Source organism: Streptomyces sp. NPDC060049 (assembly GCF_042736715.1).
Taxonomy (GTDB): domain Bacteria; phylum Actinomycetota; class Actinomycetes; order Streptomycetales; family Streptomycetaceae; genus Streptomyces.
Genome location: NZ_JBHWVV010000022.1, coordinates 87,290 through 113,650, shown reverse-complemented (window position 1 = coordinate 113,650; position 26,361 = coordinate 87,290). Strand labels below are relative to the sequence as shown.

Sequence of the window (26,361 nt, the reverse complement as noted above, 5' to 3'; positions counted from 1 at the left end):
ACAGTGGAGAAAGCCCGGCAACGGGCGGCCGCCTCTGCTAGATTGGTCTATACCACAACGTCACACTCCAGATCGGCAGGCCCCGCGTGGAAGTTGTCATCGTCCCGGACGCCAAGGCAGGCGGCGAGCTCATCGCGGAGGCCATGGCCGCCCTGGTCCGCCGCAAGCCCGACGCCCTGCTCGGCGTGGCGACCGGCTCTACCCCGCTGCCCATCTACGAGGCCCTCGCCGCCCAGGTCAAGGCCGGCACGGTGGACGCCTCCAAGGCCCGCATCTGCCAGCTCGACGAGTACGTCGGCCTGCCCGCCGGACACCCCGAGTCCTACCGCGCCGTCGTCCTGCGCGAGGTCGTCGAGCCGCTGGGCCTGTCCGAGGACTCCTTCATGGGCCCCGACGGGAGCGCCGCCGACATCGTCGCCGCCTGCGACGCGTACGACCGGGCCCTCGCCGCCGCCGGCGGCGTGGACCTGCAGCTGCTCGGCATCGGCACCGACGGACACATCGGCTTCAACGAGCCCTGCTCCTCGCTCGCCTCCCGCACCCGCATCAAGACGCTGACGGAGCAGACCCGCGTCGACAACGCGCGCTTCTTCGACGACGACATAGAGCAGGTGCCGCACCACGTCATCACCCAGGGCATCGGCACCATCCTCGACGCCCGCCACCTGGTCCTGCTGGCCACGGGCGAGGGCAAGGCCGAGGCCGTCGCGCAGACCGTCGAGGGGCCGCTGTCCGCCCTCGTACCGGCCTCCGCGCTCCAGCTGCACCGCCACGCCACGGTCGTCGTGGACGAGGCCGCAGCGTCCAAGCTGAAGCTGGCGGACTACTTCCGCCACACGTACGTCAACAAGCCCGCCTGGCAGGGCCTGTAAGCACGCGGTGGGCGAAGGCCGGGCTGCCCCTGGGAGCCCGGCCTTCGCCGCACCCGGACACGGCGGACCCGGACACCCCCGTGACGGGGGTGTCCGTCGGTTGGAGACGATCTAGACGCCCGCGATGATCTCCGCGGCCGACCGCCCGCACACGCGGGCGGCGCCGTGCGTGGCGATGTGCAGCGCGCCGCGCGGCTCGGCCCGCGGCAGGCCCATCTCGACCACGATCGTCTGCGGCCGCGCCGCCACCAGCGCGTCCAGCGCCTCGGTCATCCACGGGTGGCGGTGCGCGTCGCGCACGACCGCGACGACGGTACGGCTCCCCGCGGCGGCCAGGATGTCCCCGGCGCCCGAACCCTGCGGGTACACGCCCGACTCGGTGCCCGGGATCAGCGCGGCCAGTTCCCCGGCCACCCCCCACGGGGTCTCGTCGCCGACCGCGATGTTCGCGACCGGGGTGAGCGTGGCGACGTACGGGGCGTTGACCGGGGCGGCCGCGGCGGGCGAGCCCGTCACGACCACGGCCCGGCGGGCCGCCGCCAGTCCGATGCCGGGCGCGCTGCTCCCCTCCAACCGCGCGCCCTGGCGGACCTGACGGGTCCACTCGGCCAGCGAGCGGACCCGGGCGGCGGCCTCGGCGAGCCGCTCCTCGGGCAGTGCGCCCTCGCGCACGGCCGCGACGAGGGCGTCGCGCAGGCGCAGCACGGTGTTCTCGTCGGCGAGACCGCCGCCGACGCAGATGGCGTCGGCTCCGGCCGCGATGGCCAGCACCGAGCCGCGCTCGATCCCGTACGTCCCGGCGATGGCGTTCATCTCCATGCCGTCGGTGACGATGAGGCCGTCGTAGCCGAGCTCCTTGCGCAGCAGACCGGTCAGGATCTGCGGGCTGAGGGTGGCCGGCCTGGTCGGGTCCAGGGCGGGGACGAGGATGTGCGCGCTCATGACCGCCTTGGTGCCGGCCTCGATGGCCGCACGGAACGGTACGAGTTCGCGCGCGGTCAGGGTGTCGAGGTCCACGTCGATGCGCGGCAGCGCGTGGTGCGAGTCGACGTTGGTGTCGCCGTGGCCCGGGAAGTGCTTGGTGCATGCGGCGACGCCGGCGGCCTGGAGGCCCTCGACGTACGCGGCGGTGTGCCGGGCGGTGAGCTGGGTGTCGGCGCCGAAGGACCGTACGCCGATGACCGGGTTGTCCGGGTTGGAGTTGACGTCGGCGGACGGGGCCCAGTTGAGGTTGACCCCGCACCCGGCGAGGCGGCGGCCCAGCTCGCGGGCGACGTCGCGGGTCAGGTCGACGTCGTCGACGGCGCCGAGGGCCAGGTTGCCGGGGAAGGACGAGCCGCCGCGGACCTCCAGGCGGGTGACGTCGCCGCCCTCCTCGTCGATGGCGACGAGGATGTCGTCCCGCTCGCCCCGCAGCTGCGCGGTCAGCGCGGCGAGCTGCTCGGGCGAGGCGATGTTGCGCCCGAAGAGGCCGACGGCGGTGAGGCCCTCGGAGACCTGTCGCAGCAGCCAGGCGGGGGCGGTGGTGCCCTCGAAGCCGGGCTGGAGGACCGCGAGCGCGTCCCGGGCCAAGCCGTCGTTCGCGTCGGGCGCAGTCCTACGGTGCGCAAGGACAGTCATGGGCCGTTATCCCTTCACGGCGCCGGCGGTCATGCCGCCGACGGCCTTGCGCTGGAGGAAGACGAAGATGAGCAGCACCGGGACCGCGAAGAGCGAGGACGCGGCCATGGTGGCGCCCCAGTCGTTGCCGAAGGCCGTCTGGAACTGGGTCAGCCACAGCGGCAGGGTCTGCGCGGTCTTGTCCTTGTTCAGGATCAGCACCATCGCGAACTCGTTCCAGGCCGTGATGAAGCCGAAGAGCGAGGTGGACATCAGGCCGGGGGCCAGCAGGGGGAGGATCACCTTGCGGAAGGCCTGGCCGCGGGTGCAGCCGTCGATCTGGGCGGCTTCCTCCAGGGTCACCGGGACGGCGGCGATGAAGCCGCGCAAGGTCCAGATGGTGAAGGGGAGGACCATCACGAAGTAGATCGCGGTGAGCAACGGGAGGCTGTTGAGCATCTCGGAGTCGCGGGCGATCATGTACATCGCGATGACCATGACCTCCCAGGGGGCCATCTGGGCCATCATCACGCCGAGCACGAGGCCCTTGCGGCCCTTGAACTTCATGCGGGCGATGGCGAAGCTCGCCGCGAGGGCGACGACCAGGGCCAGACCGACGGCTCCGACGGTGACGATGAAGCTGTTCGTGACGTAGGTCCAGAACAGGTCGACGCCGGTGGCCTTGGTGAAGTTGTCCGCCGTCGGCGTGAAGACGAAGACGGGGTCCTTGGAGAGGATCTCGCTGGACGGCTTGAGCGCCGAGGAGAACATCCAGTAGACGGGGAAGACGAAGAGGACGGCCAGCAGCAGGGCGCCGACGTTCTTGACGACCGCGGCGGGGCGGACCGGCCGGCGGTTGCGCAGCTGCTGGGGCTTCGCGGACGGCGCGGGCTTCGGGGCGGTGGTCGTGCTCACTGCTCCTCCTCCTGCTTCAGGATCAGACGGAAGTAGAAGGACATGACGACCACGAGCATCACGATCGTCAGGACGGAGATCGCCGCGGCCAGGCCGTAGTGGCCCTGGCTCTGGCCCTCGACGTACGCGTAGATCGTCAGGGTCTCGGAGCCGCGGTCGGGGCCGCCCTTGTTCATCGCGTAGATCTGGGTGAAGGCCTTGAAGACCCAGATGACCTCGAGGAACGTGGTGACCAGGAAGAACGACTTGAGGTTCGGGAAGACGACCTTCCAGAAGGTCTGCCACCCGTTGGCGCCGTCCATGCGGGCGGCCTCGTACAGCTCGCCGCTGACGGTGGTGAGGCCCGCGTACATGTTCAGGGCGACGAAGGGAATGGACCCCCAGGCCACCAGCACCGTGATGATCACCATGGTGGACAGGCCGGTCTCGAACCAGTTGTGCTGGTCGTAGCCCGCGAAACCGAGCGTGCGCATCACCCAGTTCATGACGCCGAACTGCTCGTCGAACAGCCACTGGAAGACGGTTACGGAGGCGACGATCGGCATGGCCCAGGCCATCACCAGCGCCATCGACAGGACCAGGCGCATCCACTTGCCGAGCCGGTTCAGCAGCAGACCGATGAGGCTGCCGATCACCATGATCAGGAGGACGTTGGCGGCGGTGAAGAGGAAGCTGCGGACCACCACGGTCCAGAACTGCGCGTCACCCAGGAGCTCGGTGTAGTTGTCCACGCCGTTGAACGGGGACTTCCGCTGGATGAACTCGATCTTGTCGACCTTCTGGAACGACAGGATGATGTTCTTGACCAGCGGGTACAGCAGGAGGGTCGCCATGCTGAGCACGGCCGGCCCGATCAGGAGGTAGGGCAACCACCCTGAGGGGAGCGACCTCTTGCCCCCGCGAGGAGACGTGGACGCCGCCTTCGTCGCTCCGGTGGGCGGCGGCGTCTGGGCCGGCCCGGCGGACTCGTGTGGTGCGTCCTGTGGAGCGGAGGTCGCCGCTCCCTGGGAGTGCACGGTCATGTCTTGGCTTCCTCGCGGTTGACTGTGGCGACTCGTACCCGCTTCCCCGCTCGGAGCAGGCGGCGCTTGCGTCTGTCAATGCGCGACCGGGGGCCGCGGCGGGCGCTGCGGGCGCCCGCCGCACCCCCGGTGCGTTCACTTCTGGTACTCCGGGAACCGCCCGTACTGCCGTACTCGCGTACTGCCCGTACTACTGGTCCTGCCGGTACCGCGGGGTGTTACTTGTTGATGCGGTTCGCGATTTCCTTGTCCGCGTCCGCACCGGCCTTGGCGGCGTCCTCACCCTTCAGGACCTTGGTCATGAACTCCTTGATGGGGTTCGGCTCGGTCTCGACGTTCGCCCAGCCCGGGGTGACCGGGGTGATCTTGCCGTTGAGGCCCGCCTTGCCCATCGCCTCGGCGAAGGAGCCCGCCGGCGGGGCGAAGTTCGCGCCGACCTGGTTCGGGAGCAGCGCGCCCTTGGTCTCGGCGGCGTACTTGGTCATCTGGTCCTTGCCTGCGGCGAGGGCCAGCCACTCCTTGGCGAGGTCCTTGTTCTTGGAGCGCTCGGCGATCGCCAGGTTCGAGCCGCCGAGGAAGACGGTGCCCGGCTTGTCGGCGGTCTTGCCCGGGATCGGGAAGTAGCCGAAGTCGGCTTCCTTGCCCGCTTCCTTCAGCGCCTTCTCGGCACCGCCGGCCTCCCAGCCGAGACCGATCCAGGAGGCGACGCCGCCCTTGGGAACGATGTCGGTGGACTGCTGCGGGGTCGCCTCGTCCTTGTCCTTCGGAGCGGTGGAGAAGGACTGGAGCTTCTTGTAGAACTCCATCGCGGAAGCGGCCTGGGGGGTACCGAGACCGCCCTTCCACTTGTCGCCGTCCTTGGTGGCGAGGTCGCCGCCCTCGTCCCAGACGAGGCCCGCGAGGACGTACCAGCTCTGGCCGGGCAGGTAGATCGGCTGCGAGGCCGGGTCGGCCGCCTTCAGCTTCTCCAGACCGGCGACCCACTCGTCGCGGGTCTTCGGCGCCGTGACGCCGGCCTTCTCGAAGGCCTTCTTGTCGTAGATGACGACGCGGTTGGCCGCGTACCACGGAGCGGAGTAGAGCTTGCCGTCGATCTCGGCCGAGGCGAGCATGCTCTTCTGCCAGGCGTCCGCGCCGAGCTTGGACTTGTCCTTGGTCAGGTCGGCGAGGCCACCGGTGACCGCGTAACCGGCGGTCTGGGTGTTGCCGAGCTCGAGGACGTCCGGCGGGGTGTTCTCGGAGAGGGCCGTGGTGACCTTCTCCTGGATGCCCTTCCAGGGCTGGACCTCGACCTTGACCGTGACACCGGGGTGCTTGGCCGAGAATTCCGCGTTGACCGCGTCGATCCAGGTCTTCGGTGCGGAGCCGTCCATCACCCAGACGGTGATCTCCTTGGCGCCACCCGCGTCGGTCTTCGCCTTGTCGTCGCTGCCGTTGCCGCACGCCGCGACTCCGACCATCATGCCCGCGACACTGACCGCCGCGATGAGCTTGCGCTTCACGCCACCCTCCTCAGGGATGCTGCCTGCAACTTCCCTCGCCCGCCGCGGTGACTCAAAAGCGTCAAGTACTGCCCGTGGGGCCGGGATCTGATCCATATTGGTGTAGACCAGCAGCTGGAGCTTGGCCTAGACCTTTAGGGGTGTCAAGGGTCTAATGAGCGGGTGCTCGGTCCGTTATCGGACCGACACCTGGGGGAGGGAGGAGGCCTGTCCTCCCGCCCGTGTCACGATGTGACCGCACATATCGGAGGAGCCGGTGACGGCAACGAAACTGGAGTCGGGAAGGCGGGCGGCGATGGCCACCGAAGGGGCGACCACGGAGCCGGACGGCGGGGCAGCGACCCGCACGGCACGCGTGCCCAAGTACTACCGACTCAAGCGGCACTTGCTCGACATGACCGAGACGCTGCCCCCGGGCACGCCGGTACCGCCCGAGCGCACGCTCGCGGCCGAATTCGACACCTCCCGCACCACGGTGCGACAGGCACTGCAGGAGCTCGTCGTCGAGGGGCGACTGGAACGGATCCAGGGCAAGGGCACCTTCGTCGCCAAGCCGAAGGTCTCCCAGCCGCTCCAACTCTCCTCGTACACCGAGGACATGAGAGCCCAGGGCCTGGAGCCCACCTCCCAGCTCCTGGACATCGGCTACGTGACGGCCGACGACACCCTCGCCGGCCTGCTCAAGATCGCCACGGGCGGACGGGTCCTGCGCATCGAGCGGCTGCGGCTGGCGAGCGGCGAGCCGATGGCCATCGAGACCACCCACCTCTCGGCCAAGCGCTTTCCCGCGCTGCGCCGTTCGCTGGTCAAGTACACCTCCCTCTACACCGCCCTTGCCGAGGTGTACGACGTACGTCTCGCCGAGGCCGAGGAGACCATCGAGACCTCGCTGGCCACCCCGCGGGAGGCCGGCCTGCTCGGCACCGACGTCGGCCTGCCGATGCTGATGCTTTCGCGCCACTCGCTGGACGCCGACGGGGAGCCCGTCGAATGGGTGCGTTCGGTCTACCGCGGCGATCGTTACAAGTTCGTCGCCCGACTCCAGCGCCCCGCCCTCTGATCCGTAGTTGACTCTCGTTCCCGCTATGCGGACGGGGGCTTACCTCCAGCGGTCGGGCCCCCGTAGATTCCCTGCGCTTACGCAGATGATCGACGAGGGGACGAGAGATCATGCCGGAACCGGAAGCATCGGAAACAGAACGGAACACGGCGGGCCCGGGCACCACACCGGGCTCGCCTTCCCCGTCACAGGGCCCCGAGGGGGCCCGGGGCGGCCCCGGGGGCATGTCCCCCCGGTCGGTGGCCGTGTGGGTGCTCGTCGGGCTCGTGGGAGCCGTCGGCTGGGGCGTGCTGGCCCTCTCGCGCGGCGAGGAGATCTCGGCGGCCTGGCTGCTCGCCGCCGCGCTGGGCTCGTACGCGATCGGATACCGCTTCTACGCGCGCTTCATCGCGACCCGCGTCCTGAAGGTGGACAAGACCCGCGCCACCCCCGCGGAACGCCTTGACAACGGTGTCGACTTCCACCCGACCGACCGGCGGGTGCTTTTCGGCCACCACTTCGCCGCCGTCGCCGGCGCCGGGCCGCTCGTCGGTCCCGTACTCGCCTCTCAGATGGGCTACTTGCCCGGCACGATCTGGATCGTCGCGGGCGTGATCTTCGCGGGCGCCGTCCAGGACATGGTCACGCTCTTCTTCTCCACCCGGCGCAACGGCCGCTCGCTCGGCCAGATGGCCCGGGACGAGATCGGCCCGGTCGGCGGAGCCGCCGCGCTGGTCGCCGTCTTCATCATCATGATCATCCTGCTGGCCGTACTGGCCCTGGTCATCGTCAACGCGCTGGCGCACTCGCCGTGGGGCGTCTTCTCCATCGGCATGACCATTCCGATCGCCCTCTTCATGGGCTTCTACCTCCGCGTCCTGCGCCCGGGCCGGGTCACCGAGGTCTCCGCCGTCGGGGTGGCGCTGCTGCTGCTCGCCATCGTCGCGGGCGGCTGGGTCGCGGAGTCCTCGCTGGCGGACACCTTCACCCTGGAGAAGGAGACGCTGGTCATCTGGATGGTCGTCTACGGCTTCGTGGCGTCCGTGCTGCCGGTGTGGATGCTGCTCGCGCCGCGCGACTACCTCTCCACCTTCATGAAGGTGGGAACCATCGGCCTGCTCGCCGTCGGTGTGGTGGTCGCCATGCCGACGCTGAAGATGCCCGCGGTCACCGACTTCGCCTCGCGCGGCGACGGCCCGGTCTTCGCCGGCTCGATGTTCCCCTTCGTCTTCATCACCATCGCCTGCGGAGCACTGTCGGGCTTCCACTCGCTGGTCTCCTCGGGCACCACGCCGAAGATGATCCAGAAGGAGACCCAGGTCAAGGTCATCGGCTACGGCGCGATGCTGACCGAGTCCTTCGTCGCCGTCATGGCGATCATCACGGCCTGCATCATCGAGCCCGGCCTGTACTTCGCCATCAACTCCCCCGCCGGGGTCGTCGGCGCCACCGTCGAGACGGCCTCGCAGGCGGTGACGAACTTCGGCTTCTCCATCTCCCCGGAGGCCCTCGCGCAGGCCGCGAAGGACGTGGAGGAGGCCAGCCTGCTCTCCCGTACGGGCGGCGCCCCGACCTTCGCACTCGGGATGTCCGAGATCTTCTCCTCCGTGCTCGGCGGCGGATCGATGAAGGCGTTCTGGTACCACTTCGCGATCATGTTCGAGGCCCTGTTCATCCTGACCACGGTCGACGCGGGCACCCGCGTGGGCCGCTTCATGCTCCAGGACACCCTCGGCAACGTGCACAAGTCCTTCAAGGACGTCAGCTGGAAGCCGGGCGTCTGGTTCGCGAGCGCGGTCGTCGTCGGCGGCTGGGGCTACTTCCTGTGGGTCGGCGTCAAGGACCCGCTGGGCGGCATCAACCAGCTCTTCCCGCTGTTCGGCATCGCGAACCAGCTCCTCGCCGCGGTCGCCCTGGCCGTCTGCACCACGCTGCTGATCAAGTCCGGCCGGCTCAAGTGGGCCTGGGTGACGGGCATCCCGCTGGTCTGGGACGTGGCCGTCACGCTCACCGCCAGCTACCAGAAGATCTTCTCCGACAACCCGAAGATCGGCTTCTTCGCGCAGCGGGACCTCTACCAGGACGGCATCGACGCGGGCAAGGTCCTCAAGCCCGCCAAGACCATGGGCGAGATGCACACCGTGGTCACCAACGCCACGGTGGACGGCGTCCTGTCGGTGCTCTTCGCCCTGCTGATCGTCATCGTCCTGCTGGACGCCGCCCGGACCTGCTTCAAGGCCATCCGCGAGCCGGAGTCGGTGACGCTGGCCGAAGTCCCCTGGACCGAGTCCAAGATCGTCGCTCCGGCCGGGCTGATCCCGACCGCCGAGGAGCGGGCGGAACTCGCCGCCGCCGGCCTCGACTCGGGCGGGGGCCGCGTGAAGGACTCCGTGCGAGAACCCGCGTGACGGGCCTGCGCCGCGCGCTGGGCCGCGCCCGGTACTTCGTACGGGAGTTCTCGGGCGAGGCCGCGTACGACCGCTACGTCGCCCACGCCCGTACGCACGACCCGGACGCGCCCGTACCGACCCGCCGGGCCTTCGAGCGCGCCCGTACGGACGCCCGCGAGGCCGACCCGCGCGACGGGTTCCGCTGCTGCTGAACCGGCGGCCCGGGGCCGTCACGTCTCCCGCACCGCGGGACACGTGACGGCCCTTCTTTCCGTCCTGTCGCACACTCGGTCCCATGGACATCCTCATCAGGCCGGCCGTGGCCGCCGAATACGAAGAGCTGGGCGAGATCACCGCGCGGGCGTACCTCGACGACGGGCTGCTGGACTTCGCCGAGGGCGACCCCTACCTGGACCGGCTGCGCGACGTCGCCGGCCGGGCCGCCGACGGCGAGGTGCTCGTCGCGGAGTACGACGGCACGCTGCTCGGCTGTGTGACCTTCGCCCCTCCCGGCAGCCCGCTGGCCGACATCGCCGGACCCGGCGAGGCGGAGTTCCGGATGCTCGCCGTCTCCCGGGCCGCGCGCGGCCGCGGCGCCGGCGAGGCGCTGGTGCGGGCCTGCATGACCCGCGCCCGGGACCTCGCGGGCGTGAGCCACCTGGTGCTCTCGACCACGCAGAAGATGCTGGGAGCCCACCGGATCTACGACCGGCTGGGCTTCGTCCGGACGCCGGACCGGGACTGGTACCCGATCCCGGGGCTCCCCCTGCTCACCTACCGAGTCGAGCTGTGACGGTGTGCCGACTTCGGTGAACGACACAACATGTGGGGGCTACCGCGAGGGACCGCCCCCACATGTATGCTCATGCTCGCTGTCGTCGCAGGGGAATCCGGTGAGAATCCGGAACTGTCCCGCAACGGTATGAAATGCCCCGATCCGCTCGGCGCATCCGCAAGTCCGAGGACCTGTCGACAGTGCGCCCGGCTCGACCGAACCGGGTGCAGACACGTCCGGGCCCCGCGGTTGGGCCGGTGGACGCCACGTGCCGCTCGCGCGCCCGCCAGGCCCGCGCATTCCCACGTGCGCCGCCTCGCGCCCCGCACCACGGTGTTCCCGGAGCCGAGCGAGGAGAGCTCCCCCCGTGACCATCGCGCCTTCCGCACCGCGCGCCGAGTCCGACCCGTCCGCACACGACACGGTGGCCGGGGGCCCTGGGGCCGCGCTCTTGCGCACGCTCACCGAGCTGACCGCCGACCTGCCCGACACGGACCCGGGCCGGGTCGCCGCCGCCGCCCTGCGCGGCCGCAGCGCCGCCGCCGACGAGGCGGAGCTGCGTACGCTCGCCACCGAGGCGGCCGCAGGACTGATCTCCGAGGACCCGGCGTACTCCCGCCTCGCCGCCCGCCTGCTGACGCTGGCCGTGCGCGACGAGGCCGCCGGCCAGGACGCCACCTCCTTCTCCGGCTCCGTCGAGGTCGGTCACCGCGAGGGGCTGATCGCGGAGCGCACCGCCGACTTCGTACGCCTGCACGCGAAGCGGCTCGACGCGCTGGTCGAGCACGCGCTCGCCGAGGGCGCCGACGACCGCTTCGGCTTCTTCGGCCTGCGCACCCTGCACAGCCGCTACCTGCTGCGCCACCCGATCACCCGCCAGGTCATCGAGACCCCGCAGTACTTCATGCTGCGCGTGGCCTGCGGCCTCGCCGAGAACGACTCGGTCCAGGCCGTCGAGGAAGTGGCCTCGCTGTACCGGCTGATGAGCCGCCTCGACTACCTGCCGTCCTCCCCCACCCTCTTCAACTCCGGTACCCGCCACCCGCAGATGTCCTCCTGCTACCTGCTGGACTCCCCGCTGGACGAGCTGGACTCGATCTACGACCGCTACCACCAGGTCGCGCGCCTGTCCAAGCACGCCGGCGGCATCGGCCTCTCGTACTCCCGCATCCGCGCCCGGGGTTCGCTGATCCGCGGGACGAACGGCCACTCCAACGGCATCGTGCCGTTCCTGAAGACCCTCGACGCCTCCGTCGCCGCGGTGAACCAGGGCGGCCGCCGCAAGGGCGCCGCCGCCGTCTACCTGGAGACCTGGCACGCGGACATCGAGGAGTTCCTGGAGCTCCGCGACAACACCGGTGAGGACCAGCGCCGTACGCACAACCTGAACCTGGCGCACTGGGTGCCGGACGAGTTCATGCGCCGCGTGAACGCCGACGCCGACTGGTCGCTGTTCTCCCCGGCCGACGTGCCCGAGCTGGTGGACCTGTGGGGCGACGAGTTCGACGCCGCCTACCGCAAGGCCGAAGAGACCGGTCTCGCCCGCAAGACCATGCCCGCGCGCGACCTGTACGGCCGGATGATGCGCACCCTCGCGCAGACCGGCCAGGGCTGGATGACCTTCAAGGACGCCTCCAACCGCACGGCGAACCAGACCGCCGAGCCGGGCACCGTCGTCCACTCCTCGAACCTGTGCACCGAGATCATCGAGGTCACCAACGACGGCGAGACGGCCGTCTGCAACCTCGGCTCGGTCAACCTCGGCGCCTTCGTCCTCACAGGAGCGCGCCGGCGGGAGGACGCCATCGACTGGGAGCGGCTGGACGAGACCGTCCGCACCGCCGTGACCTTCCTCGACCGCGTCGTGGACATCAACTTCTACCCGACCGAGCAGGCCGGCCGCTCCAACGCCCGCTGGCGTCCGGTGGGCCTGGGCGCGATGGGCCTGCAGGACGTCTTCTTCCAGCTGAAGCTGCCCTTCGACTCCCCCGAGGCGAAGGCCCTGTCCACGAAGCTCTCCGAGCGCATCATGCTGGCCGCCTACGAGGCTTCGTGCGATCTGGCCGAACGCTCCGGCCCGCTCCCCGCGTGGGAGCAGACCCGCACCGCGCGCGGCGTCCTGCACCCCGACCACTACGACGTGGAGCTGAACTGGCCGGAGCGCTGGACCGCGCTGCGCGCCCGGATCGCCGAGAGCGGCATGCGCAACTCGCTGCTCCTCGCCATCGCCCCGACGGCGACCATCGCCTCCATCGCGGGCGTGTACGAGTGCATCGAGCCGCAGGTCTCCAACCTCTTCAAGCGCGAGACGCTGAGCGGGGAGTTCCTCCAGGTCAACGGCTACCTGGTGCAGGAGCTCAAGCGGCTCGGCGTCTGGGACACCCAGACCCGCGAGGCGCTGCGCGAGGCCAGCGGCTCGGTCCAGGGCTTCGGCTGGATCCCGGCCGAGGTGCGCGAGCTGTACCGCACGGCGTGGGAGATCCCGCAGCGCGGTCTGATCGACATGGCGGCGGCCCGTACGCCGTTCCTCGACCAGTCCCAGTCGCTGAACCTGTTCCTGGAGACGCCGACCATCGGGAAGCTGTCCTCGATGTACGCGTACGCCTGGAAGCAGGGCCTGAAGACCACGTACTACCTGCGTTCGCGCCCGGCGACGAAGATCGCCCGCGCCGCCTCCGGCAGCGTCGTCCCGGCCGCCGCCGCGCCCCTCCCGCAGGCCGTCGACGCCGACGCGCTGGCCTGCTCCCTTGAGAACCCCGAGTCCTGCGAGGCCTGCCAGTAATGAGCTCCAACGACACCCCTGCCGTAACGAGTAAGAACCTCCTGGACCCGGGCTTCGAGCTCACGCTCCGCCCGATGCGCTACCCGGACTTCTACGAGCGCTACCGCGACGCGATCAAGAACACGTGGACGGTCGAGGAGGTCGACCTCCACTCGGACGTCGCGGACCTCGCGAAGCTGACCCCGTCCGAGCAGCACATGATCGGCCGCCTGGTCGCGTTCTTCGCGACGGGTGACTCGATCGTCTCGAACAACCTCGTGCTGACCCTGTACAAGCACATCAACTCCCCGGAGGCGCGCCTGTACCTGTCGCGCCAGCTGTTCGAGGAGGCCGTGCACGTCCAGTTCTACCTGACGCTGCTCGACACCTACCTGCCCAACCCGGACGACCGGGCGGCCGCGTTCGACGCGGTCGAGGAGATCCCCTCGATCCGCGAGAAGGCGCAGTTCTGCTTCAAGTGGATGGACTCGGTCGAGAAGATCGACCGGCTGGAGACGGCCGCCGACCGGCGCCGCTTCCTGCTGAACCTGATCTGTTTCGCGGCGTGCATCGAGGGCCTGTTCTTCTACGGCGCCTTCGCGTACGTGTACTGGTTCCGCTCGCGCGGCCTGCTGCACGGTCTGGCCACCGGCACCAACTGGGTGTTCCGTGACGAGACCATGCACATGAACTTCGCGTTCGAGGTCGTCGACACGGTCCGCAAGGAGGAGCCGGAGCTCTTCGACGACGCCCTCCAGCAGCAGGTCACCGACATGCTGAAGGAGGCCGTCGAGGCGGAGCTGCAGTTCGGCCGCGACCTGTGCGGTGACGGCCTGCCGGGCATGAACACCGAGTCGATGCGCGCGTACCTGGAGTGCGTCGCGGACCAGCGCCTGGTCCGCCTCGGCTTCCCGCCGGTCTACGGCTCGCAGAACCCGTTCTCCTTCATGGAGCTGCAGGGCGTCCAGGAGCTGACGAACTTCTTCGAGCGCCGCCCGTCGGCCTACCAGGTCGCGGTCGAGGGCACGGTCGACCTGGACGAGGACTTCTAGGTCCCGGCCGCCCTTCGCAGCTCGCCGCCGCGGCCGGGATGTCACGGATCCCGGTCACGGGGGGGGCGGGGTCACCGTCCGGGCGCGTGCCGTACGGCGACGCGCGGCGCGCGAGCGCGCGGGGGCTCACGCCGTTGGCGTCGGCCGAGGACCCGCGCCTCCTGGCGGGCCGCGCGGATCTGCCGGTCGACGCGGCGCTCGCGCGCGGCTCCGTAGAGGGAGGGGCCCAGGAGCAGGGCGGCGACGGCGAGGACGACGAGGAAGTCGAGGGATGCGTTCATGACTCCACTCTCGCCAGGTCGCCAGAAACCGGACAGTGGCAGGACTGTCACAAGAGAACGAATTACTGCCACACTGGGGTCATGGTGAAGACTTCCTCGCTGAACAACGTGGCCGTGGCCGTGGTGAACGGGGTGGCCCCCTTCGAGATGGGCATCTTCTGCGAGGTCTTCGGGATCGACCGCAGCGCGATGGGCCTGCCGACCTACGACTTCGCCCTCTGCGCGATGGAGGACAACCCGATCACCGCCGGGGACGGCCACTACCGTCTCAGCCTCCCCCACGGACCCGAGCGGCTGGAGGAGGCCGACCTGATCTGCGTGCCCGCCGACCGCGAGGCACCCAGCCGCGACTATCCCGAGCCGCTCCTGGCGGCCCTGCGCCGGGCCGCGGACCGGGGAGCGCGCCTGTTGAGCGTGTGCAGCGGCGCCTTCGTGCTGGGGGCGGCGGGGCTCCTCGACGACCGGCGCTGCACCACGCACTGGATGCACGCCCCGGCCCTGGCCCGCCGCTTCCCGCGGGCCCGGGTCGACCCGGACGTGCTGTACGTGGACGAGGGCCCGGTGATCACCTCGGCCGGCACCGCCTCCGGGATCGACGCGTGCCTGCACGTCGTCCGGCAGGAGCAGGGCGCGGAGGTCGCCAACACCATCGCGCGCCGGATGGTCGTACCGCCGCACCGGGACGGCGGGCAGGCGCAGTACATCCAGCGCCCGCTGCCCCGCACCGCCTGCGACACGGTGGGCGAGGTGATCGGCTGGATGGCCCGCCACCTGGAGGAGGAGATCACGGTCGAACAGCTCGCGGAGCGGGCCCACATGTCCGCGCGGACCTTCGCCCGCCGCTTCCTGCAGGAGACGGGGACGACCCCCTACCAGTGGGTGCTGCGCCAGCGGGTCCTGCTGGCGCAGGAGCTGCTGGAGTCCACCGACGAGACGGTCGACGCGATCGCGGGCCGCTGCGGCTTCGGCACCGCGGCCGCCCTGCGCCACCACTTCCTGCGCACGCTGGGAACCACGCCGAACGCCTTCCGCCGGACCTTCCGCGGCCCGGCCGCCGCCTAGGCGCCCGGACGCCGGGCGGCCGGGCGGCTGTGCGGCCTGGCGGCTACGCGTTCGGGACCGTCGCGTAGCGCGGGGTGCCCTCTTCCATCTGCTTCAGCGCGTCCTTGCGGTCCCGCTTGGAGAGCCGGTCGATGTACAGGTAGCCGTACAGGTGGTCCGTCTCGTGCTGCAGGCAGCGCGCGAAGTAGCCCGTGCCGCGGACCTTGATCGGGTTGCCCTGCGCGTCCTGGCCCTCGACCTCGGCGTAGTCCGGTCGGGCCAGCGAGGCGTAGGCGGTGGGGACCGACAGGCAGCCCTCGTTGGAGTCGTCCAGCACGCGAGCGGAAGCCGGCAGCTCGATCAGCTTCGGGTTGACCACGACGCCCGTGTGACGGTTGCCGTCGTCGTCCGGGCAGTCGTAGACGAAGACCTTGGCGTCCACGCCGATCTGGTTCGCGGCCAGGCCCACGCCCTCGGCGGCCTTCTGGCTGGCGAACATGTCGTCGATCAGCCGTGCCAGCTCGTCACCGAACTCGGTGACGTCCTTGCACTCGCGGTGCAGGACCGGGTTGCCGACCACCGTGATGGGGCGGGCCGTGCCGCGCTCGCGGTAGGCGAGCTCGCGCGCCTCACAGTCCTCGGTGTCCACGACGTACCCGTCGTTCTCTCCAACGACACCGACAACGTCGTTCTCCTGCTGCGCCATGTCCGCCGTACGCCTTCCGTAAGTCCCGGGCCGTCACGCACCACGTCACCGATGTGCCGGTACAGGTGCCCGTACAGCCTACGGCCCCCGCTCAGCAGACTTCTTCGAGATCCCGCCACTCGCGGCTCTCCGGGCTGTCCGCGACCCATCCGTCGAGCAGCCCGCGCACGAGCCCGGCCGGAGCCGCGATCCCGCACTCCCGCTCCGGCACCCACAGGGATCCCGAGCCCGCCGTGCGGTGCCCCAGCGGACCGGGGTGCCCCGGTTCGCTGTGGTCGTGCGGGTCCAGGTGCTCCCCGTCGCCCTCGCCGCTCGGCATCGCGCTCTCCGAGCAGGTCCGGCACAGCAGCCGCACCGACGAGGACCAGTCCTCGGCGGCGAACCCGGCGTCTGAGGCCAACTGCTCCAGGGCGTTGCGGTCGGCCTCCGTGGCCGCCTCCAGCAGCACCACCCAGGTCGGCACCGGGGAGGGCGCCCACAGCTCGATCTCGTCGAAAACGGGGTACGAGGGCCCGGCCGCGGTGACGCGCTCGCCGTGCGGAACCCCGTCGTGCAGGACGACCTCGCCCCAGCGCCGCCCCGAGGACGGCAGCGGGATCGACAGGACCTCCATGCGGGCCGGGTCCAGCCGTCGGCCCCAGACCACCTCGGCCTCGCCCTCGGGCGACAGCCGCACGGCCGCGCTGCCGAGCTCCATGCCGACGGGCTCGGCGCCCGCGCCCGCGCCGTGCGGGTCTCCCGGCACCTTCAGCCCGTACGCCTGCCAGGCGCGGCGGGCCAGCGGCCAGTCCTGCAGCGCGGTCGCGGCGATCCCGACGTTCCACCAGTCCGGGGCGCCGGTCTCCCGGTCGAGCAGGGCCACGGCGCGCAGCCCCGCTGCCCGCGCCTGCTCCCAGTCGTGGCGGAACTTGTGGAGCAGCGCCAGGTTGAACCAGGACTCGGAGAGCCAGGGTTCCAGGTCCGCGGCTCTGGTCAGGAGCGCGCCCGCGTCCTCGTACCGCCCGTCGCCGATCAGCGTGAACGCGCGGTCGGTGGCCTGCCGCCACGAGGCGGATGGCCTATGCCGTACCTTCCCGAAGATCCTCACGATTCCCGCCTGCCGGTCCGACGATCCAACGGTGCAGCCTTGCGGACTCTTCCGGACACTCCTACTGACACATTCTCGCCCGGGGACACTCTTACTGGCATCCAACCATGCCCACTCGGACGGCCGCTCATTACTCATGGGTTACCCAGGCGGAACGGGTACGACTCTGGCACGTCCGCCACGGGCGAGCACCCTGGCCAGACACTCCACTACTTCTGGCTGATAGTCGTGCCCGGTGCCCAGCCGGAGCCGCTCCAGGGCCTCCAGTGAGCCGCCCGGGTGACCGGCCCCGCCCACGAGGTCGTCGTACGCGTTGACCGTGCGCACGATGCGTGCGGCGACGGGCTGGTCCCGGTACGGATCCGCCTGCAGCTCCACCACCACCGCGACCTCGGCGGGGACCCCGGTCTGCCGTGCCACCTCCCCGCCCAGCCCGGCGATCCGGCGGGCTTCGGCGGCGGGCAGCTCGGCGGTGGCGCCGGCCGGGACGGGGTCGACGAGGGAGAGCTGCCCGATGTCGTGCATGAGGGCGGCGTACTCCAGGACCGTGAGCTCCCGCTCCGAGAGGCCCAGCTCCCGGCCGACGGCGCAGCTGAGGGCCGCCACCCGGCGGGAGTGGCCGGGCCGGGTGTATCCGGCGATCTCGGTGGCGCGGGCCAGCGAGGTGATGGTCTCGCGGTAGGTGGTGCGGATGGCGGTGATCCGGTGGAAGGACATCTGGGTCAGCAGCAGCGGCACGCTGAAGACGGGAACGGCCCACAGGCCGGCGACGGCGGCCCCCAGGGCCATGACCACGCCGGTGGCGCAGATCGCGGAGCCGATGCCGAGCTGGGCGCGCATCTCGTCGCGGAGCAGCGGCGCGAAGGGCCAGCCGGTGCGGGCCCGGGCGAGGACGGCGGCGAGGACGGCGTCGCACAGTGCCGTCAGTCCGAGCAGGCAGATCAGGAACAGCACGAGGTACGACCCCTGGCCGACCCGGTCCTCCAGCCGGCCGGAGTTGTAGAGCGGCTGGAAGCAGACGGCGGCGAAGGTGACGGTGAGGACCCGGCGGGCCAGGTGGTCGAGGGCCGGTCCGCGGCCCCGGGCGATGTGCGGGACGATCCCGACGAGGGCGGCCGCGACGACGACGGCGACGATCTGCAGGACACCGTGACGGGTGGGCTGCCCGGCGTTCTGCCCGAGCAGGGCGTAGGCGAGCGCTCCGGCGGAGCCGAGCGGCGCGGGCCCGCGGCGGGCGGCGTCGCCGGGATCTCCGGGATCGCGGCGGACGAGCTCGCCGATGGTGATCAGGGTGCCGAAGGCCAGCGCGGTACCCGGCTCGACGAGTCCGTTCCACAGGGTGTGCCCGAGCGCGGCCGCCGTCAGCAGTCCCGCGGCCCCGCGCACGACCCCGGCGGCGCACACCCTCACGTGTCCGCTCCCGCCGGGCCGGCGCCGTCGGTGTCACGGCCCGCCGCGGCGGGCCCGGCCGCGGATCCGGCCGGGCCGGCGGGGGGCGCGGCCCCGGCCTGCGCGGGCCGGCCGGCCTGCGCGGGAAGTCCGGCGAGCACCGGGGCGCTCTGCTCCCCGTCGGTCCCCGGGGGGCGGGCGGGGGCACCCGCTCCGGCCGGGGCGCCCGAGGGGATCACCTGGAGGTCCTCGTCCGAGGTCACCTTCGGGTGCCAGCCCTGTCGGCCGATCGCCTCCACCAGGGCCCGCACCATCTCCGGGTCGTACTGCGACCCCGCGCACCGTTCGAGCTCGGCCAGGGCCACCGGCACCGGCCGGGCCCGGCTGTAGGACCGGGTCGATGTCATCGCGTCGAAGGAGTCGGCGACCGCCACCACGCGGGCCAGCACGGGGATCTGCTCGCCGGTCAGCCCGTAGGGGTAGCCGGAGCCGTCCACCCGCTCGTGGTGGTGCAGGATCGCCGCCCGGGCCTCGCCCAGGAAGCCGATGCCGCGCACCATCTCGTGCCCGTACTCGGGGTGCAGTTCGATGATCCGGCGTTCCTCGGGGGTCAGCGGCCCGTCTTTGCGCAGCAGTCGGGTGGGGACGCCCAGTTTGCCGACGTCGTGCAGGATCCCGGCGATGCGGACGACTTCGAGGCGTTCCTCGCCCATGCCCAGCTCGCGGGCGATCATGGCGGAGGCCTGGCCGACGCGCTCGCTGTGTCCGCGCGTGTAGCGGTCCTTGATGTCGACGGCCTGGACGAGTGCGCGGATGGTGGCCTGGTGGGCGGCGCGCTCGCGGTGGTACTGGGCGAAGACCCAGCAGGAGATGTACATCGGCAGCAGGACGAGCAGAGCTGCGGGGAGTCCGTACGGGCTGCGCCACATGACGGCCATCATCAGCCCGGCGAGGCCGTGCACGCAGTGCGGGGCGAGGGACCGGGTCAGCAGTCCGCGCCAGGCGGTGGCCGCGGGCCGGCGTTCGGCGGTGGCCAGGATGCCGCCGTCGAGGGCGGTGAGCACCAGGCAGAAGGCGACGGCCGCCGCGGCGGCGGGGAGCATCACGAACGGGAAGTCGGCGACCCAGAGCGCGGGGCCGGGGGCTGCCTGCGCCCCGGGAGGGCCGGTACCGCCGGAGGAACCGGAGCCCAGCGCCGCGGGCCCGCCCAGCAGCCCGTAGACGTGCCCGGCGGTCCAGGCGGCTATCGCCTGCTGGGCCGCGTGCCAGGTGCGCCGTACCGCGGCGGGCCGCTGCACCACCGTCCCGGCGAACGCGCCGGGCAGCACGACGAGCGCGGCGGCGGGCGGCGGCAGCAGGAACACGGCGGCCAGCACCACGGGGAAGAAGGAGCCGAGCCCCTCGGGCACCCGGCGGCCCATGAGCGGGCAGACCTTGACGAGTTCACAGCCGAGGTAGAGCAGGGCGAGCAGCGCGACGGAGGGCCACGCGGTGGCGGGATCGACGAGGGCCGGGGCGAGGCAGGCGCAGGCGGCGAGGACGGCGCACACGATGGAGGCGCGCGCCGCCGAGGGAAGTCCCCGCATGGCGCTCTCCTCCCCCTGGGCCGTGCAAGCCGGGTACCGAATCAAACCAGTACCGAATGGGGAGGATAAGTGGGGCCGGGAGCGAGCTGGGCCACATTTTCGCATTGCGCCATGCGGACGCCCCCGGATTACCACCTTCGGGTGAAGGAAGTGCCCTTCCGGGGGCGGCTGTTCGTGATCGATCAATCGGCGATCACGTCATCGGCGCACGCGGTCGAATTCAGCCCTTCGCCGATCCCGGCAGTGGTTCGGCGACGGTCGGCGCGGCGGTGATGTCATGGTCCGGCACGGCCTGACCGGAACGGATCAGTTCGATCCGTCCCATCACCTTCGACCGCAGGTCGGTCGGTACGTCGTCCGATCCGCAGCAGCGCTTGACCAGCTTCTTCACGGCCTGTTCCAGACCGTACTTCTCAAGACAGGGATTGCACTCGCCGAAGTGCGCCTCGAACTTCGTGCAGTCGCCTTCGGGCATCTCCTGGTCCAGGAACTCGTATAGGTGGTCCAGGACCTCGGAGCACTCCGTCTCGTGCGCATCTCCGCAGCTCATGAGCCCGAGCCTTTCAGGTCGTTCGACTCTCCCGCGCCGGCCGGGACGAGCCCGCGCTCGCGGGCGTAGTCCTCCAGCATTCCGCGGAGTTGACGGCGGCCACGGTGCAGTCGCGACATGACCGTACCGATGGGTGTACCCATGATGTCCGCGATCTCCTTGTACGCAAAGCCCTCTACGTCGGCAAGATAGACCGCGATGCGGAACTCCTCCGGAATGGCCTGAAGCGCTTCCTTCACATCCGAATCGGGCAGGTGGTCGAGCGCCTGCGACTCGGCGGAACGCAGCCCCGTCGACATGTGCGACTCGGCGCGCGCCAGCTGCCAGTCCTCGATCTCCTCCGCCGCACTGCGCTGGGGCTCGCGCTGCTTCTTGCGGTAGGAGTTGATGAAGGTATTGGTCAGAATGCGGTACAGCCATGCCTTGAGGTTGGTGCCCTCGCGGAACTGGTGGAACGACGCGTACGCCTTCGCGTACGTCTCCTGGACCAGGTCCTCGGCGTCGGCCGGATTGCGCGTCATGCGCAGGGCGGCCGAGTACATCTGGTCGAGGTAGCCGAGGGCGTCCCTCTCGAAGCGCGCGTTGCGCTCCGGGGTCGTCTCCTCCGCGTGGCCTTCGTCGGTCCCAGCGACAGGACCCACCTCCTCCGACTGCGTGGCGACTCCGAAAGCGGACCCGCTCGAATCGGAGAATAGTCGACCATCCCGGTCGGCCGCCGCCCGAAGCGTGCCGCGCTGGGGAGCAGGCAGCACTGTCCAGTCCAGGTCAGCGGCCTGCGGACGGTTCTGGCTGATGACCTGCGTCATGCGCTCGCTCTCCTCACGACATGTTCCCGTACGTACCGACATCCGGGACAACAGAAGGGCGGGGCGGCGCATTCCCCGGCGGCGCCGGTTCCGGCCCGTCCGGGTCGTCCCGTGCCGATCCGCCGGGGGCCGGATCACACGGCAAGCCGGTCGAGCCAGCCCGCCACCGCCCCGGTGATCACCTCCAGGGCCTCCTCCTGCGTCAGGTCCGCCTTCTTCGGCACGGCGAAGCCGTGGTCGCCGAAGGCCACCTCCACCAGCTCGTACGGGGCTTCGCGCCCGCCCGGCTCCGGGAACTCCGCGGGCTGCCCGAAGGGGTCGCGGCCGCCCTGGACCACCAGCGTCGGCCGCCCGGCGCCCAGCAGTTCGTCGGCCCGGGACTTCTCGGGCCGGCCCGGCGGGTGCAGCGGGAAGGCCAGTGCGAGCACCGCCGCGGCGCCCAGCTCGGCGGCGGTCCGGCAGGCCACCCGGGCCCCGGCGCTGCGCCCGCCCGCGACGACCGGCCGCCCGGACGCCGCCAGCGCGGGCCACAGGGCGCGCCAGCCCTCGTCCAGCACCTTGGGCGCGGCGGCGACCTTCTTCCCCGCGACCCGCCACGGCTGTTCGACCAGCGCCACGGTGATCCCGTGGGCGGGCAGGGCGGCCGCCAGCGCCCGGAGGTCCCGGGCCTCGATGCCGCCGCCGGCGCCGTGGCCGAGGGCCAGCACGAGGCGGGCCTTGCGGGCCGGGGCCGGATGCCAGGTGATGCGGGCCTCGCCCGCCGGGGTCGGGGCGCTCTCGGTACGCGTGGTCATCCCCCGATCATGCCGGTTCGGGGAGGGTCAGAAGAGCGTGCTCTCCTCCGGCGCGGCCAGCTCCTCCAGCAGCTCGGGCCCGTTGTTGCGCACGTTGCTCACGGCCGTGGGCACCGGGTAGGCGCGCATCAGGCCGCCCGGCGGCGGGGAGAGCAGGGCCTGGAGCTCGTCGGAATCGGTCCGCGCCGGGTCCAGCCAGGCGTCCCACCGGTCCGGGGTGAGCATCAGCGGCATCCGCGGGTGGATGTCGGAGAGGGAGCGCGGCCCGTCGGCCGGGGCGACGCCCAGCGGTCCGGTCTCGGCCTCCGCGGTGATCACCGAGCAGGTGGCCCACCAGGCCGCCGGGTGCGCGTCGGGCAGGGTCCGGTCGCGCCAGAACTCGTATATCCCGGCCATCGCGAAGACGGAACCGTCGGCGGGGAGGACGAAGTAGGGCTGCTTGCGGGCCCGCTTCCTCTTCCCCTCGACCTCCAGCTCCCGCTCGTCGTGGGCGGTGACCCACTCGTAGTAGCCGTCGGCCGGGATGATGCAGCGGCGCTGCGCGAAGGGGCGGCGGAAGGACGGCTTCTCGGCGATGGTCTCGGACCGGGCGTTGATCATCCGGGCGGCCCCGTCGGGATTCTGAGCCCAGGACGGGACGAGACCCCATCTCAGCACCCTGAGCTGGCGAACCGGACGCGGGCTCGGAGCGTCTTTCAGTGGACGGTCGAGGATGACGTGGACCTCTTTCGTCGGGGCCACGTTCCAGTCGGGGTCCAGGGTCTCCTCAGGATCCCACCGCTCCACGCCGAAGACCTCCACCAGGTCCTCGGGCCCGCGACTCGCTGCATACCGTCCGCACATGGATGCCACACTGCCACGGCACCCGACCACCACCGCAAGGAGTCCGCCACCTCATGGACAGCAGCACAGCGGCCGGCCTGTGGGACCGGCTCACCGGCATACAGACGACCCCCGACCGGTGGCTGGTGATCGCGACGGGCCTGGCCGCGCTGGCCGCCGTGGGCCCGCGGCCGCTGTGGCGGCTGTCGCGCAACGCCATCACGATCGCCCACGAGGGCGGGCACGGCCTGCTGGCCCTGCTGACCGGCCGGAGCCTGGAGGCGATACGGCTGCACTCGGACACCAGCGGGGTCACCGTCAGCCGGGGCAAGCCGACCGGCCCCGGGATGGTCCTCACCGCCGCCGCCGGGTACACGGCACCCTCGCTGCTGGGCCTGGGCGGGGCGGCACTGCTCTCCGCGCACCGGATCACCCTGCTGCTGTGGGCGGCGACGGCGCTGCTGGTGGCGATGCTCGTGATGATCCGGAACGCCTACGGAATGCTGACGGTGGTCCTGACGGGCACCACCTTCGTCCTGGTCTCCTGGATGGCCACGGCCGACGTGCAGGCGGTCTTCGCCTACGCCGTCGTGTGGTTCCTGCTGCTGGGCGGGGTCCGGCCGGTCTTCGAGCTGGGGTCCAAGCGCCGGCGCGGCGGAGCGCCCGACTCGGACGCGGACCAGCTGGGGCGGCTCACCCATGTGCACCCGGTGGTGTGGCTGCTCCTCTTCCACGTGGTCGCGCTGTGCTCGCTCATCGGCGGCGGCCGCTGGCTGCTCGCGCTCTGACCCATCCGCCGAGGTCGGCGGCCCGGTCCGACCGCGAGGCCGGCGCCGGGTCCGGCACCGAGGTCGGCACCGGGTCCCCGTGCACGGTCCGTCCGCCCGCCGAGACGCCCCCGCGATCAAGATCTGCGGCCACGGGAAGCCACTAAAGTGGTGGCCATGACCGCGACCCCCGCTCCCCCCGCCCTCTGGCCCGCCCCGCTCGCCGATGCCGCCGTCCAGGCCACCGTCACCGTGCCGGGGTCCAAGTCGGTCACCAACCGTGCCCTCGTGCTCGCCGCGCTGGCCTCCGAGCCGGGCTGGGTACGCCGCCCGCTGCGCTCGCGCGACTCCCAGCTGATGTCCGACGCGCTGCGCGCGCTGGGCGTCGGCATCGAGGAGACCGTCTCCTCCACCTCCGCCGGGGCGGGCGACAGCGGCGAGGCCTGGCGGATCATCCCGGCCGCGCTGCACGGCCCGGCCACCGTCGACGTGGGCAACGCGGGAACGGTCATGCGCTTCCTGCCGCCCGTCGCCACCCTCGCCGCCGGCGACATCCGTTTCGACGGCGACCCGCGCTCCTACGAGCGCCCCCTCGGGCAGGTCATCACCGCGCTGCGCACCCTCGGCGCCCGCATCGACGACGACGGCCGCGGCGCGCTGCCGCTGACCGTCCAGGGCGGCGGCGCCCTGGAGGGCGGCACCGTCGAGATCGACGCGACCAACTCCTCACAGTTCGTCTCCGCGCTGCTGCTCTCCGCCCCGCGCTTCAACCAGGGCGTCGAGGTCCGGCACGTGGGCACCAACCTGCCGTCCATGCCGCACATCCGGATGACGGTGGAGATGCTGCGCGCGGCGGGCGCCCAGGTCGACACCCCCGAGGCGGGCGGCGAGAAGAACGTCTGGCGGGTCGCCCCCGGAGCCCTGCTCGGCCGCGACCTGGTCGTGGAGCCGGACCTCTCCAACGCGCAGCCGTTCCTGGCGGCGGCCATGATCACGGGTGGCACGGTCACCATCCCGGACTGGCCCCGGCGCACCACGCAGCCCGGTGACGCGCTGCGCCGCATCTTCACGGAGATGGGCGGCTCCTGCGAGCTGACCGACGCGGGCCTGGTCTTCACCGGCACCGGCAAGATCCACGGCATCGACGTGGACCTCGGCGAGGTCGGCGAGCTCACGCCGGGCATCGCGGCGGTCGCGGCGCTGGCCGACTCCGAGTCCGTGCTGCGCGGCGTCCAGCACCTGCGGCTGCACGAGACGGACCGGCTGGCGGCGCTCACCAAGGAGATCAACGCCCTGGGCGGCGACGTCACCGAGACCGAGGACGGGCTGCGGATCCGGCCGCGCCCGCTGCACGGCGGCACGTTCCACACGTACGACGACCACCGGATGGCCACGGCCGGCGCGGTGATCGGCCTGGCGGTGCAGGGGGTGCTCGTCGAGAACGTGGCGACGACCGCGAAGACCCTGCCGGACTTCCCGAGGATGTGGACGGACATGCTCGGCACGACGGCGCCGGCAGGCGTGGGAGCGTAGGGCCCGCCATGCGCAGGTACGGCAAGCACACCGACGAGGACGACATCCGCCAGCGGCCCAACCCCAAGGGCAACCGGCCGCGTACGACCATCCGCCCCAAGCACGAGGACGCCGCCGAGGGGTTCGTCCTGACCGTGGACCGGGGACGGCTCACCTGCCTGGTCGAGGACCGCGCGGTGCACGCCATGAAGGCCCGCGAGCTGGGCCGCAAGGCGGCGGTGGTCGGCGACCGGGTCTGGATCGTCGGCGACCTGACCGGCAAGAAGGACACGCTCGCCCGCATCGTGCGCATCGAGGAGCGCAAGTCCGTGCTGCGTCGCACGGCCGACGACGACGACCCCTACGAGCGGGTGGTCGTCGCCAATGCCGACCAGCTGGCGATCGTCACGGCGCTGGCCGATCCGGAGCCGCGGCCCAGGATGATCGACCGCTGCCTGGTGGCCGCGTACGACGCCGGGCTGGAACCGCTGCTGGTGCTCACGAAGTCCGACCTGACCTCCGCGGACAAGATCCTGGAGATCTACTCGACCTTCGGGCTGAACTACGTGGTCACCAACCGCGAGGAGCTGGCGGCGGGCGACGCGGCCGACCGGGTGCGCGAGCACCTCAACGGCCGCATCACCGCCTTCGTCGGCCACTCGGGCGTCGGCAAGACCACGCTGGTGAACTCGCTGGTCGCCGAGGGCCGCCAGCGCGCCACCGGAGTGGTCAACGCGGTGACCGGCCGCGGCCGGCACACCACGACCTCGGCGCTCGCGCTGCCGCTGCCGGGCGGGGACGGCTGGGTCATCGACACGCCGGGCGTGCGCTCCTTCGGCCTGCACCACGTGGACCCGTCCCGGGTGATCCTGGCCTTCCCGGAGCTGGTGCCGGGGACGGAGGGCTGCCCGCGCGCGTGCAGCCACGACGAGCCGGACTGCGCGCTCGACAAGTGGGTGGAGGACGGCCACGCGGATCCCGCACGGCTGTACTCGCTGCGGCGGCTGCTCCAGACGCGGGAGCGACGCGAGGGCGACTGACCGACGGTCGACCGCCCAGCGGGGTTTGCCGTATGCGATGCCTGGTAAATGCA

General features: G+C 71.4%; 24 protein-coding genes and 1 riboswitch. Of the genes, 11 read left to right on the top strand and 13 right to left on the bottom strand.

Annotated features, from left to right (window positions below):
- Window positions 1-86: 86 nt before the first annotated feature.
- Complete coding sequence (gene nagB / locus ACFWBY_RS31870) at window positions 87-872, top strand: glucosamine-6-phosphate deaminase (protein WP_385341185.1); 786 nt, start codon at window positions 87-89, stop codon at window positions 870-872.
- A 111-nt stretch (window positions 873-983) separates the two neighbouring features.
- Here nagB and ACFWBY_RS31865 read toward each other — a convergent pair whose 3' ends face one another.
- From ACFWBY_RS31865 to ACFWBY_RS31850, 4 genes are all read right to left on the bottom strand, one after another.
- Window positions 984-2,492 (bottom strand): glycoside hydrolase family 3 protein, encoded by a 1,509-nt coding sequence (locus tag ACFWBY_RS31865; protein WP_385341187.1) that lies wholly within the window; start codon window positions 2,490-2,492, stop codon window positions 984-986.
- A 6-nt stretch (window positions 2,493-2,498) separates the two neighbouring features.
- Window positions 2,499-3,335, bottom strand: coding sequence for a carbohydrate ABC transporter permease (locus ACFWBY_RS31860; protein ID WP_385341215.1), 837 nt, complete (start codon window positions 3,333-3,335; stop codon window positions 2,499-2,501).
- A gap of 47 nt (window positions 3,336-3,382) precedes the next feature.
- Window positions 3,383-4,408: a carbohydrate ABC transporter permease gene (locus ACFWBY_RS31855; protein WP_385341189.1), complete on the bottom strand. Its 1,026-nt coding sequence runs from the start codon at window positions 4,406-4,408 to the stop codon at window positions 3,383-3,385.
- A gap of 218 nt (window positions 4,409-4,626) precedes the next feature.
- Window positions 4,627-5,910, bottom strand: coding sequence for an extracellular solute-binding protein (locus tag ACFWBY_RS31850; RefSeq protein ID WP_385341191.1), 1,284 nt, complete (start codon window positions 5,908-5,910; stop codon window positions 4,627-4,629).
- A 295-nt stretch (window positions 5,911-6,205) separates the two neighbouring features.
- Between ACFWBY_RS31850 and ACFWBY_RS31845 the strand changes: the two genes are divergently transcribed.
- The 6 genes from ACFWBY_RS31845 to ACFWBY_RS31820 all read left to right on the top strand — a co-directional run bounded on the left by ACFWBY_RS31845 (window position 6,206) and on the right by ACFWBY_RS31820 (window position 13,927).
- On the top strand, window positions 6,206-6,970 hold the full coding sequence (locus tag ACFWBY_RS31845; protein ID WP_214949462.1) for a GntR family transcriptional regulator: 765 nt from the start codon (window positions 6,206-6,208) through the stop codon (window positions 6,968-6,970).
- A gap of 224 nt (window positions 6,971-7,194) precedes the next feature.
- On the top strand, window positions 7,195-9,357 hold the full coding sequence (locus ACFWBY_RS31840) for a carbon starvation CstA family protein (RefSeq protein ID WP_385341193.1): 2,163 nt from the start codon (window positions 7,195-7,197) through the stop codon (window positions 9,355-9,357).
- Window positions 9,354-9,551, top strand: coding sequence for a YbdD/YjiX family protein (locus tag ACFWBY_RS31835; RefSeq protein WP_385341195.1), 198 nt, complete (start codon window positions 9,354-9,356; stop codon window positions 9,549-9,551). Before ACFWBY_RS31840 ends, ACFWBY_RS31835 begins: the two co-directional genes overlap by 4 nt.
- Window positions 9,552-9,634: 83 nt before the next feature.
- Window positions 9,635-10,132, top strand: coding sequence for a GNAT family N-acetyltransferase (locus ACFWBY_RS31830; RefSeq protein WP_385341197.1), 498 nt, complete (start codon window positions 9,635-9,637; stop codon window positions 10,130-10,132).
- Between the two features lie 91 nt (window positions 10,133-10,223).
- Window positions 10,224-10,306: riboswitch (cobalamin riboswitch) on the top strand.
- A gap of 175 nt (window positions 10,307-10,481) precedes the next feature.
- Window positions 10,482-12,896: a ribonucleoside-diphosphate reductase subunit alpha gene (locus tag ACFWBY_RS31825; protein WP_385341199.1), complete on the top strand. Its 2,415-nt coding sequence runs from the start codon at window positions 10,482-10,484 to the stop codon at window positions 12,894-12,896.
- The gene (locus ACFWBY_RS31820; RefSeq protein ID WP_385341201.1) at window positions 12,896-13,927 is read left to right on the top strand and encodes a ribonucleotide-diphosphate reductase subunit beta; all 1,032 of its coding nucleotides are present in this window, start codon (window positions 12,896-12,898) and stop codon (window positions 13,925-13,927) included. The genes ACFWBY_RS31825 and ACFWBY_RS31820 overlap by 1 nt, the downstream gene beginning before the upstream one ends.
- Before the next feature lie 71 nt (window positions 13,928-13,998).
- Here the strand turns inward: ACFWBY_RS31820 and ACFWBY_RS31815 are convergent, their stop codons facing one another.
- Complete coding sequence (locus tag ACFWBY_RS31815) at window positions 13,999-14,208, bottom strand: hypothetical protein (RefSeq protein WP_385341203.1); 210 nt, start codon at window positions 14,206-14,208, stop codon at window positions 13,999-14,001.
- A gap of 81 nt (window positions 14,209-14,289) precedes the next feature.
- Between ACFWBY_RS31815 and ACFWBY_RS31810 the strand changes: the two genes are divergently transcribed.
- Window positions 14,290-15,270 carry a helix-turn-helix domain-containing protein gene (locus ACFWBY_RS31810; protein ID WP_385341205.1) on the top strand — a complete coding sequence of 327 codons (981 nt, stop codon included), beginning with the start codon at window positions 14,290-14,292 and terminating at the stop codon, window positions 15,268-15,270.
- A 43-nt stretch (window positions 15,271-15,313) separates the two neighbouring features.
- Here ACFWBY_RS31810 and def read toward each other — a convergent pair whose 3' ends face one another.
- From def to ACFWBY_RS31770, 8 genes are all read right to left on the bottom strand, one after another.
- Window positions 15,314-15,955 (bottom strand): peptide deformylase, encoded by a 642-nt coding sequence (gene def / locus ACFWBY_RS31805; RefSeq protein WP_385341207.1) that lies wholly within the window; start codon window positions 15,953-15,955, stop codon window positions 15,314-15,316.
- A gap of 91 nt (window positions 15,956-16,046) precedes the next feature.
- Window positions 16,047-17,042 carry a tetratricopeptide repeat protein gene (locus tag ACFWBY_RS31800; protein WP_385341209.1) on the bottom strand — a complete coding sequence of 332 codons (996 nt, stop codon included), beginning with the start codon at window positions 17,040-17,042 and terminating at the stop codon, window positions 16,047-16,049.
- 141 nt (window positions 17,043-17,183) lie between these two features.
- Window positions 17,184-18,452, bottom strand: a complete 1,269-nt coding sequence (locus ACFWBY_RS31795) for an HD-GYP domain-containing protein (RefSeq protein ID WP_385341211.1) — start codon at window positions 18,450-18,452, stop codon at window positions 17,184-17,186.
- Window positions 18,449-20,017, bottom strand: a complete 1,569-nt coding sequence (locus ACFWBY_RS31790) for an HD-GYP domain-containing protein (protein ID WP_385409732.1) — start codon at window positions 20,015-20,017, stop codon at window positions 18,449-18,451. The genes ACFWBY_RS31795 and ACFWBY_RS31790 overlap by 4 nt, the downstream gene beginning before the upstream one ends.
- A gap of 220 nt (window positions 20,018-20,237) precedes the next feature.
- A complete protein-coding gene (gene rsrA, locus ACFWBY_RS31785) occupies window positions 20,238-20,567 on the bottom strand; it encodes a mycothiol system anti-sigma-R factor (protein ID WP_385335632.1) in 330 nt (109 codons plus the stop codon).
- Entirely contained in the window at window positions 20,564-21,208 is a 645-nt protein-coding gene (locus tag ACFWBY_RS31780) for a sigma-70 family RNA polymerase sigma factor (protein ID WP_008741505.1), read from the bottom strand. Before ACFWBY_RS31780 ends, rsrA begins: the two co-directional genes overlap by 4 nt.
- Before the next feature lie 299 nt (window positions 21,209-21,507).
- A complete protein-coding gene (locus ACFWBY_RS31775; RefSeq protein ID WP_385335630.1) occupies window positions 21,508-22,167 on the bottom strand; it encodes an alpha/beta family hydrolase in 660 nt (219 codons plus the stop codon).
- 27 nt (window positions 22,168-22,194) lie between these two features.
- Window positions 22,195-23,010, bottom strand: coding sequence for an SOS response-associated peptidase (locus tag ACFWBY_RS31770; protein ID WP_385335628.1), 816 nt, complete (start codon window positions 23,008-23,010; stop codon window positions 22,195-22,197).
- Window positions 23,011-23,063: 53 nt separating this feature from the next.
- Here ACFWBY_RS31770 and ACFWBY_RS31765 point away from each other — a divergent pair, with 53 nt between their 5' ends.
- From ACFWBY_RS31765 to rsgA, 3 genes are all read left to right on the top strand, one after another.
- A complete protein-coding gene (locus ACFWBY_RS31765) occupies window positions 23,064-23,777 on the top strand; it encodes a M50 family metallopeptidase (protein ID WP_385335626.1) in 714 nt (237 codons plus the stop codon).
- A 156-nt stretch (window positions 23,778-23,933) separates the two neighbouring features.
- Window positions 23,934-25,289 carry a 3-phosphoshikimate 1-carboxyvinyltransferase gene (aroA, locus tag ACFWBY_RS31760; RefSeq protein ID WP_385335624.1) on the top strand — a complete coding sequence of 452 codons (1,356 nt, stop codon included), beginning with the start codon at window positions 23,934-23,936 and terminating at the stop codon, window positions 25,287-25,289.
- A gap of 8 nt (window positions 25,290-25,297) precedes the next feature.
- Window positions 25,298-26,308 (top strand): ribosome small subunit-dependent GTPase A, encoded by a 1,011-nt coding sequence (rsgA, locus tag ACFWBY_RS31755; RefSeq protein ID WP_385335622.1) that lies wholly within the window; start codon window positions 25,298-25,300, stop codon window positions 26,306-26,308.
- Window positions 26,309-26,361: the final 53 nt, after the last annotated feature.

Bases quoted from the DNA above. Each gene is read 5' to 3' on its own strand.
- ACFWBY_RS31865 (WP_385341187.1), bottom strand. From the start codon at position 2,492: ATGACTGTCCTTGCGCACCGTAGGACTGCGCCCGACGCGAACGACGGC.
- ACFWBY_RS31855 (WP_385341189.1), bottom strand. From the start codon at position 4,408: ATGACCGTGCACTCCCAGGGAGCGGCGACCTCCGCTCCACAGGACGCA.
- ACFWBY_RS31845 (WP_214949462.1), top strand. From the start codon at position 6,206: ATGGCCACCGAAGGGGCGACCACGGAGCCGGACGGCGGGGCAGCGACC.
- ACFWBY_RS31840 (WP_385341193.1), top strand. From the start codon at position 7,195: ATGTCCCCCCGGTCGGTGGCCGTGTGGGTGCTCGTCGGGCTCGTGGGA.
- ACFWBY_RS31830 (WP_385341197.1), top strand. From the start codon at position 9,635: ATGGACATCCTCATCAGGCCGGCCGTGGCCGCCGAATACGAAGAGCTG.
- ACFWBY_RS31820 (WP_385341201.1), top strand. From the start codon at position 12,896: ATGAGCTCCAACGACACCCCTGCCGTAACGAGTAAGAACCTCCTGGAC.
- ACFWBY_RS31815 (WP_385341203.1), bottom strand. From the start codon at position 14,208: ATGAACGCATCCCTCGACTTCCTCGTCGTCCTCGCCGTCGCCGCCCTG.
- ACFWBY_RS31810 (WP_385341205.1), top strand. From the start codon at position 14,290: ATGGTGAAGACTTCCTCGCTGAACAACGTGGCCGTGGCCGTGGTGAAC.
- def (WP_385341207.1), bottom strand. From the start codon at position 15,955: ATGGCGCAGCAGGAGAACGACGTTGTCGGTGTCGTTGGAGAGAACGAC.
- ACFWBY_RS31790 (WP_385409732.1), bottom strand. From the start codon at position 20,017: ATGCGGGGACTTCCCTCGGCGGCGCGCGCCTCCATCGTGTGCGCCGTC.
- rsrA (WP_385335632.1), bottom strand. From the start codon at position 20,567: ATGAGCTGCGGAGATGCGCACGAGACGGAGTGCTCCGAGGTCCTGGAC.
- ACFWBY_RS31775 (WP_385335630.1), bottom strand. From the start codon at position 22,167: ATGACCACGCGTACCGAGAGCGCCCCGACCCCGGCGGGCGAGGCCCGC.
- ACFWBY_RS31770 (WP_385335628.1), bottom strand. From the start codon at position 23,010: ATGTGCGGACGGTATGCAGCGAGTCGCGGGCCCGAGGACCTGGTGGAG.
- ACFWBY_RS31765 (WP_385335626.1), top strand. From the start codon at position 23,064: ATGGACAGCAGCACAGCGGCCGGCCTGTGGGACCGGCTCACCGGCATA.
- aroA (WP_385335624.1), top strand. From the start codon at position 23,934: ATGACCGCGACCCCCGCTCCCCCCGCCCTCTGGCCCGCCCCGCTCGCC.
- rsgA (WP_385335622.1), top strand. From the start codon at position 25,298: ATGCGCAGGTACGGCAAGCACACCGACGAGGACGACATCCGCCAGCGG.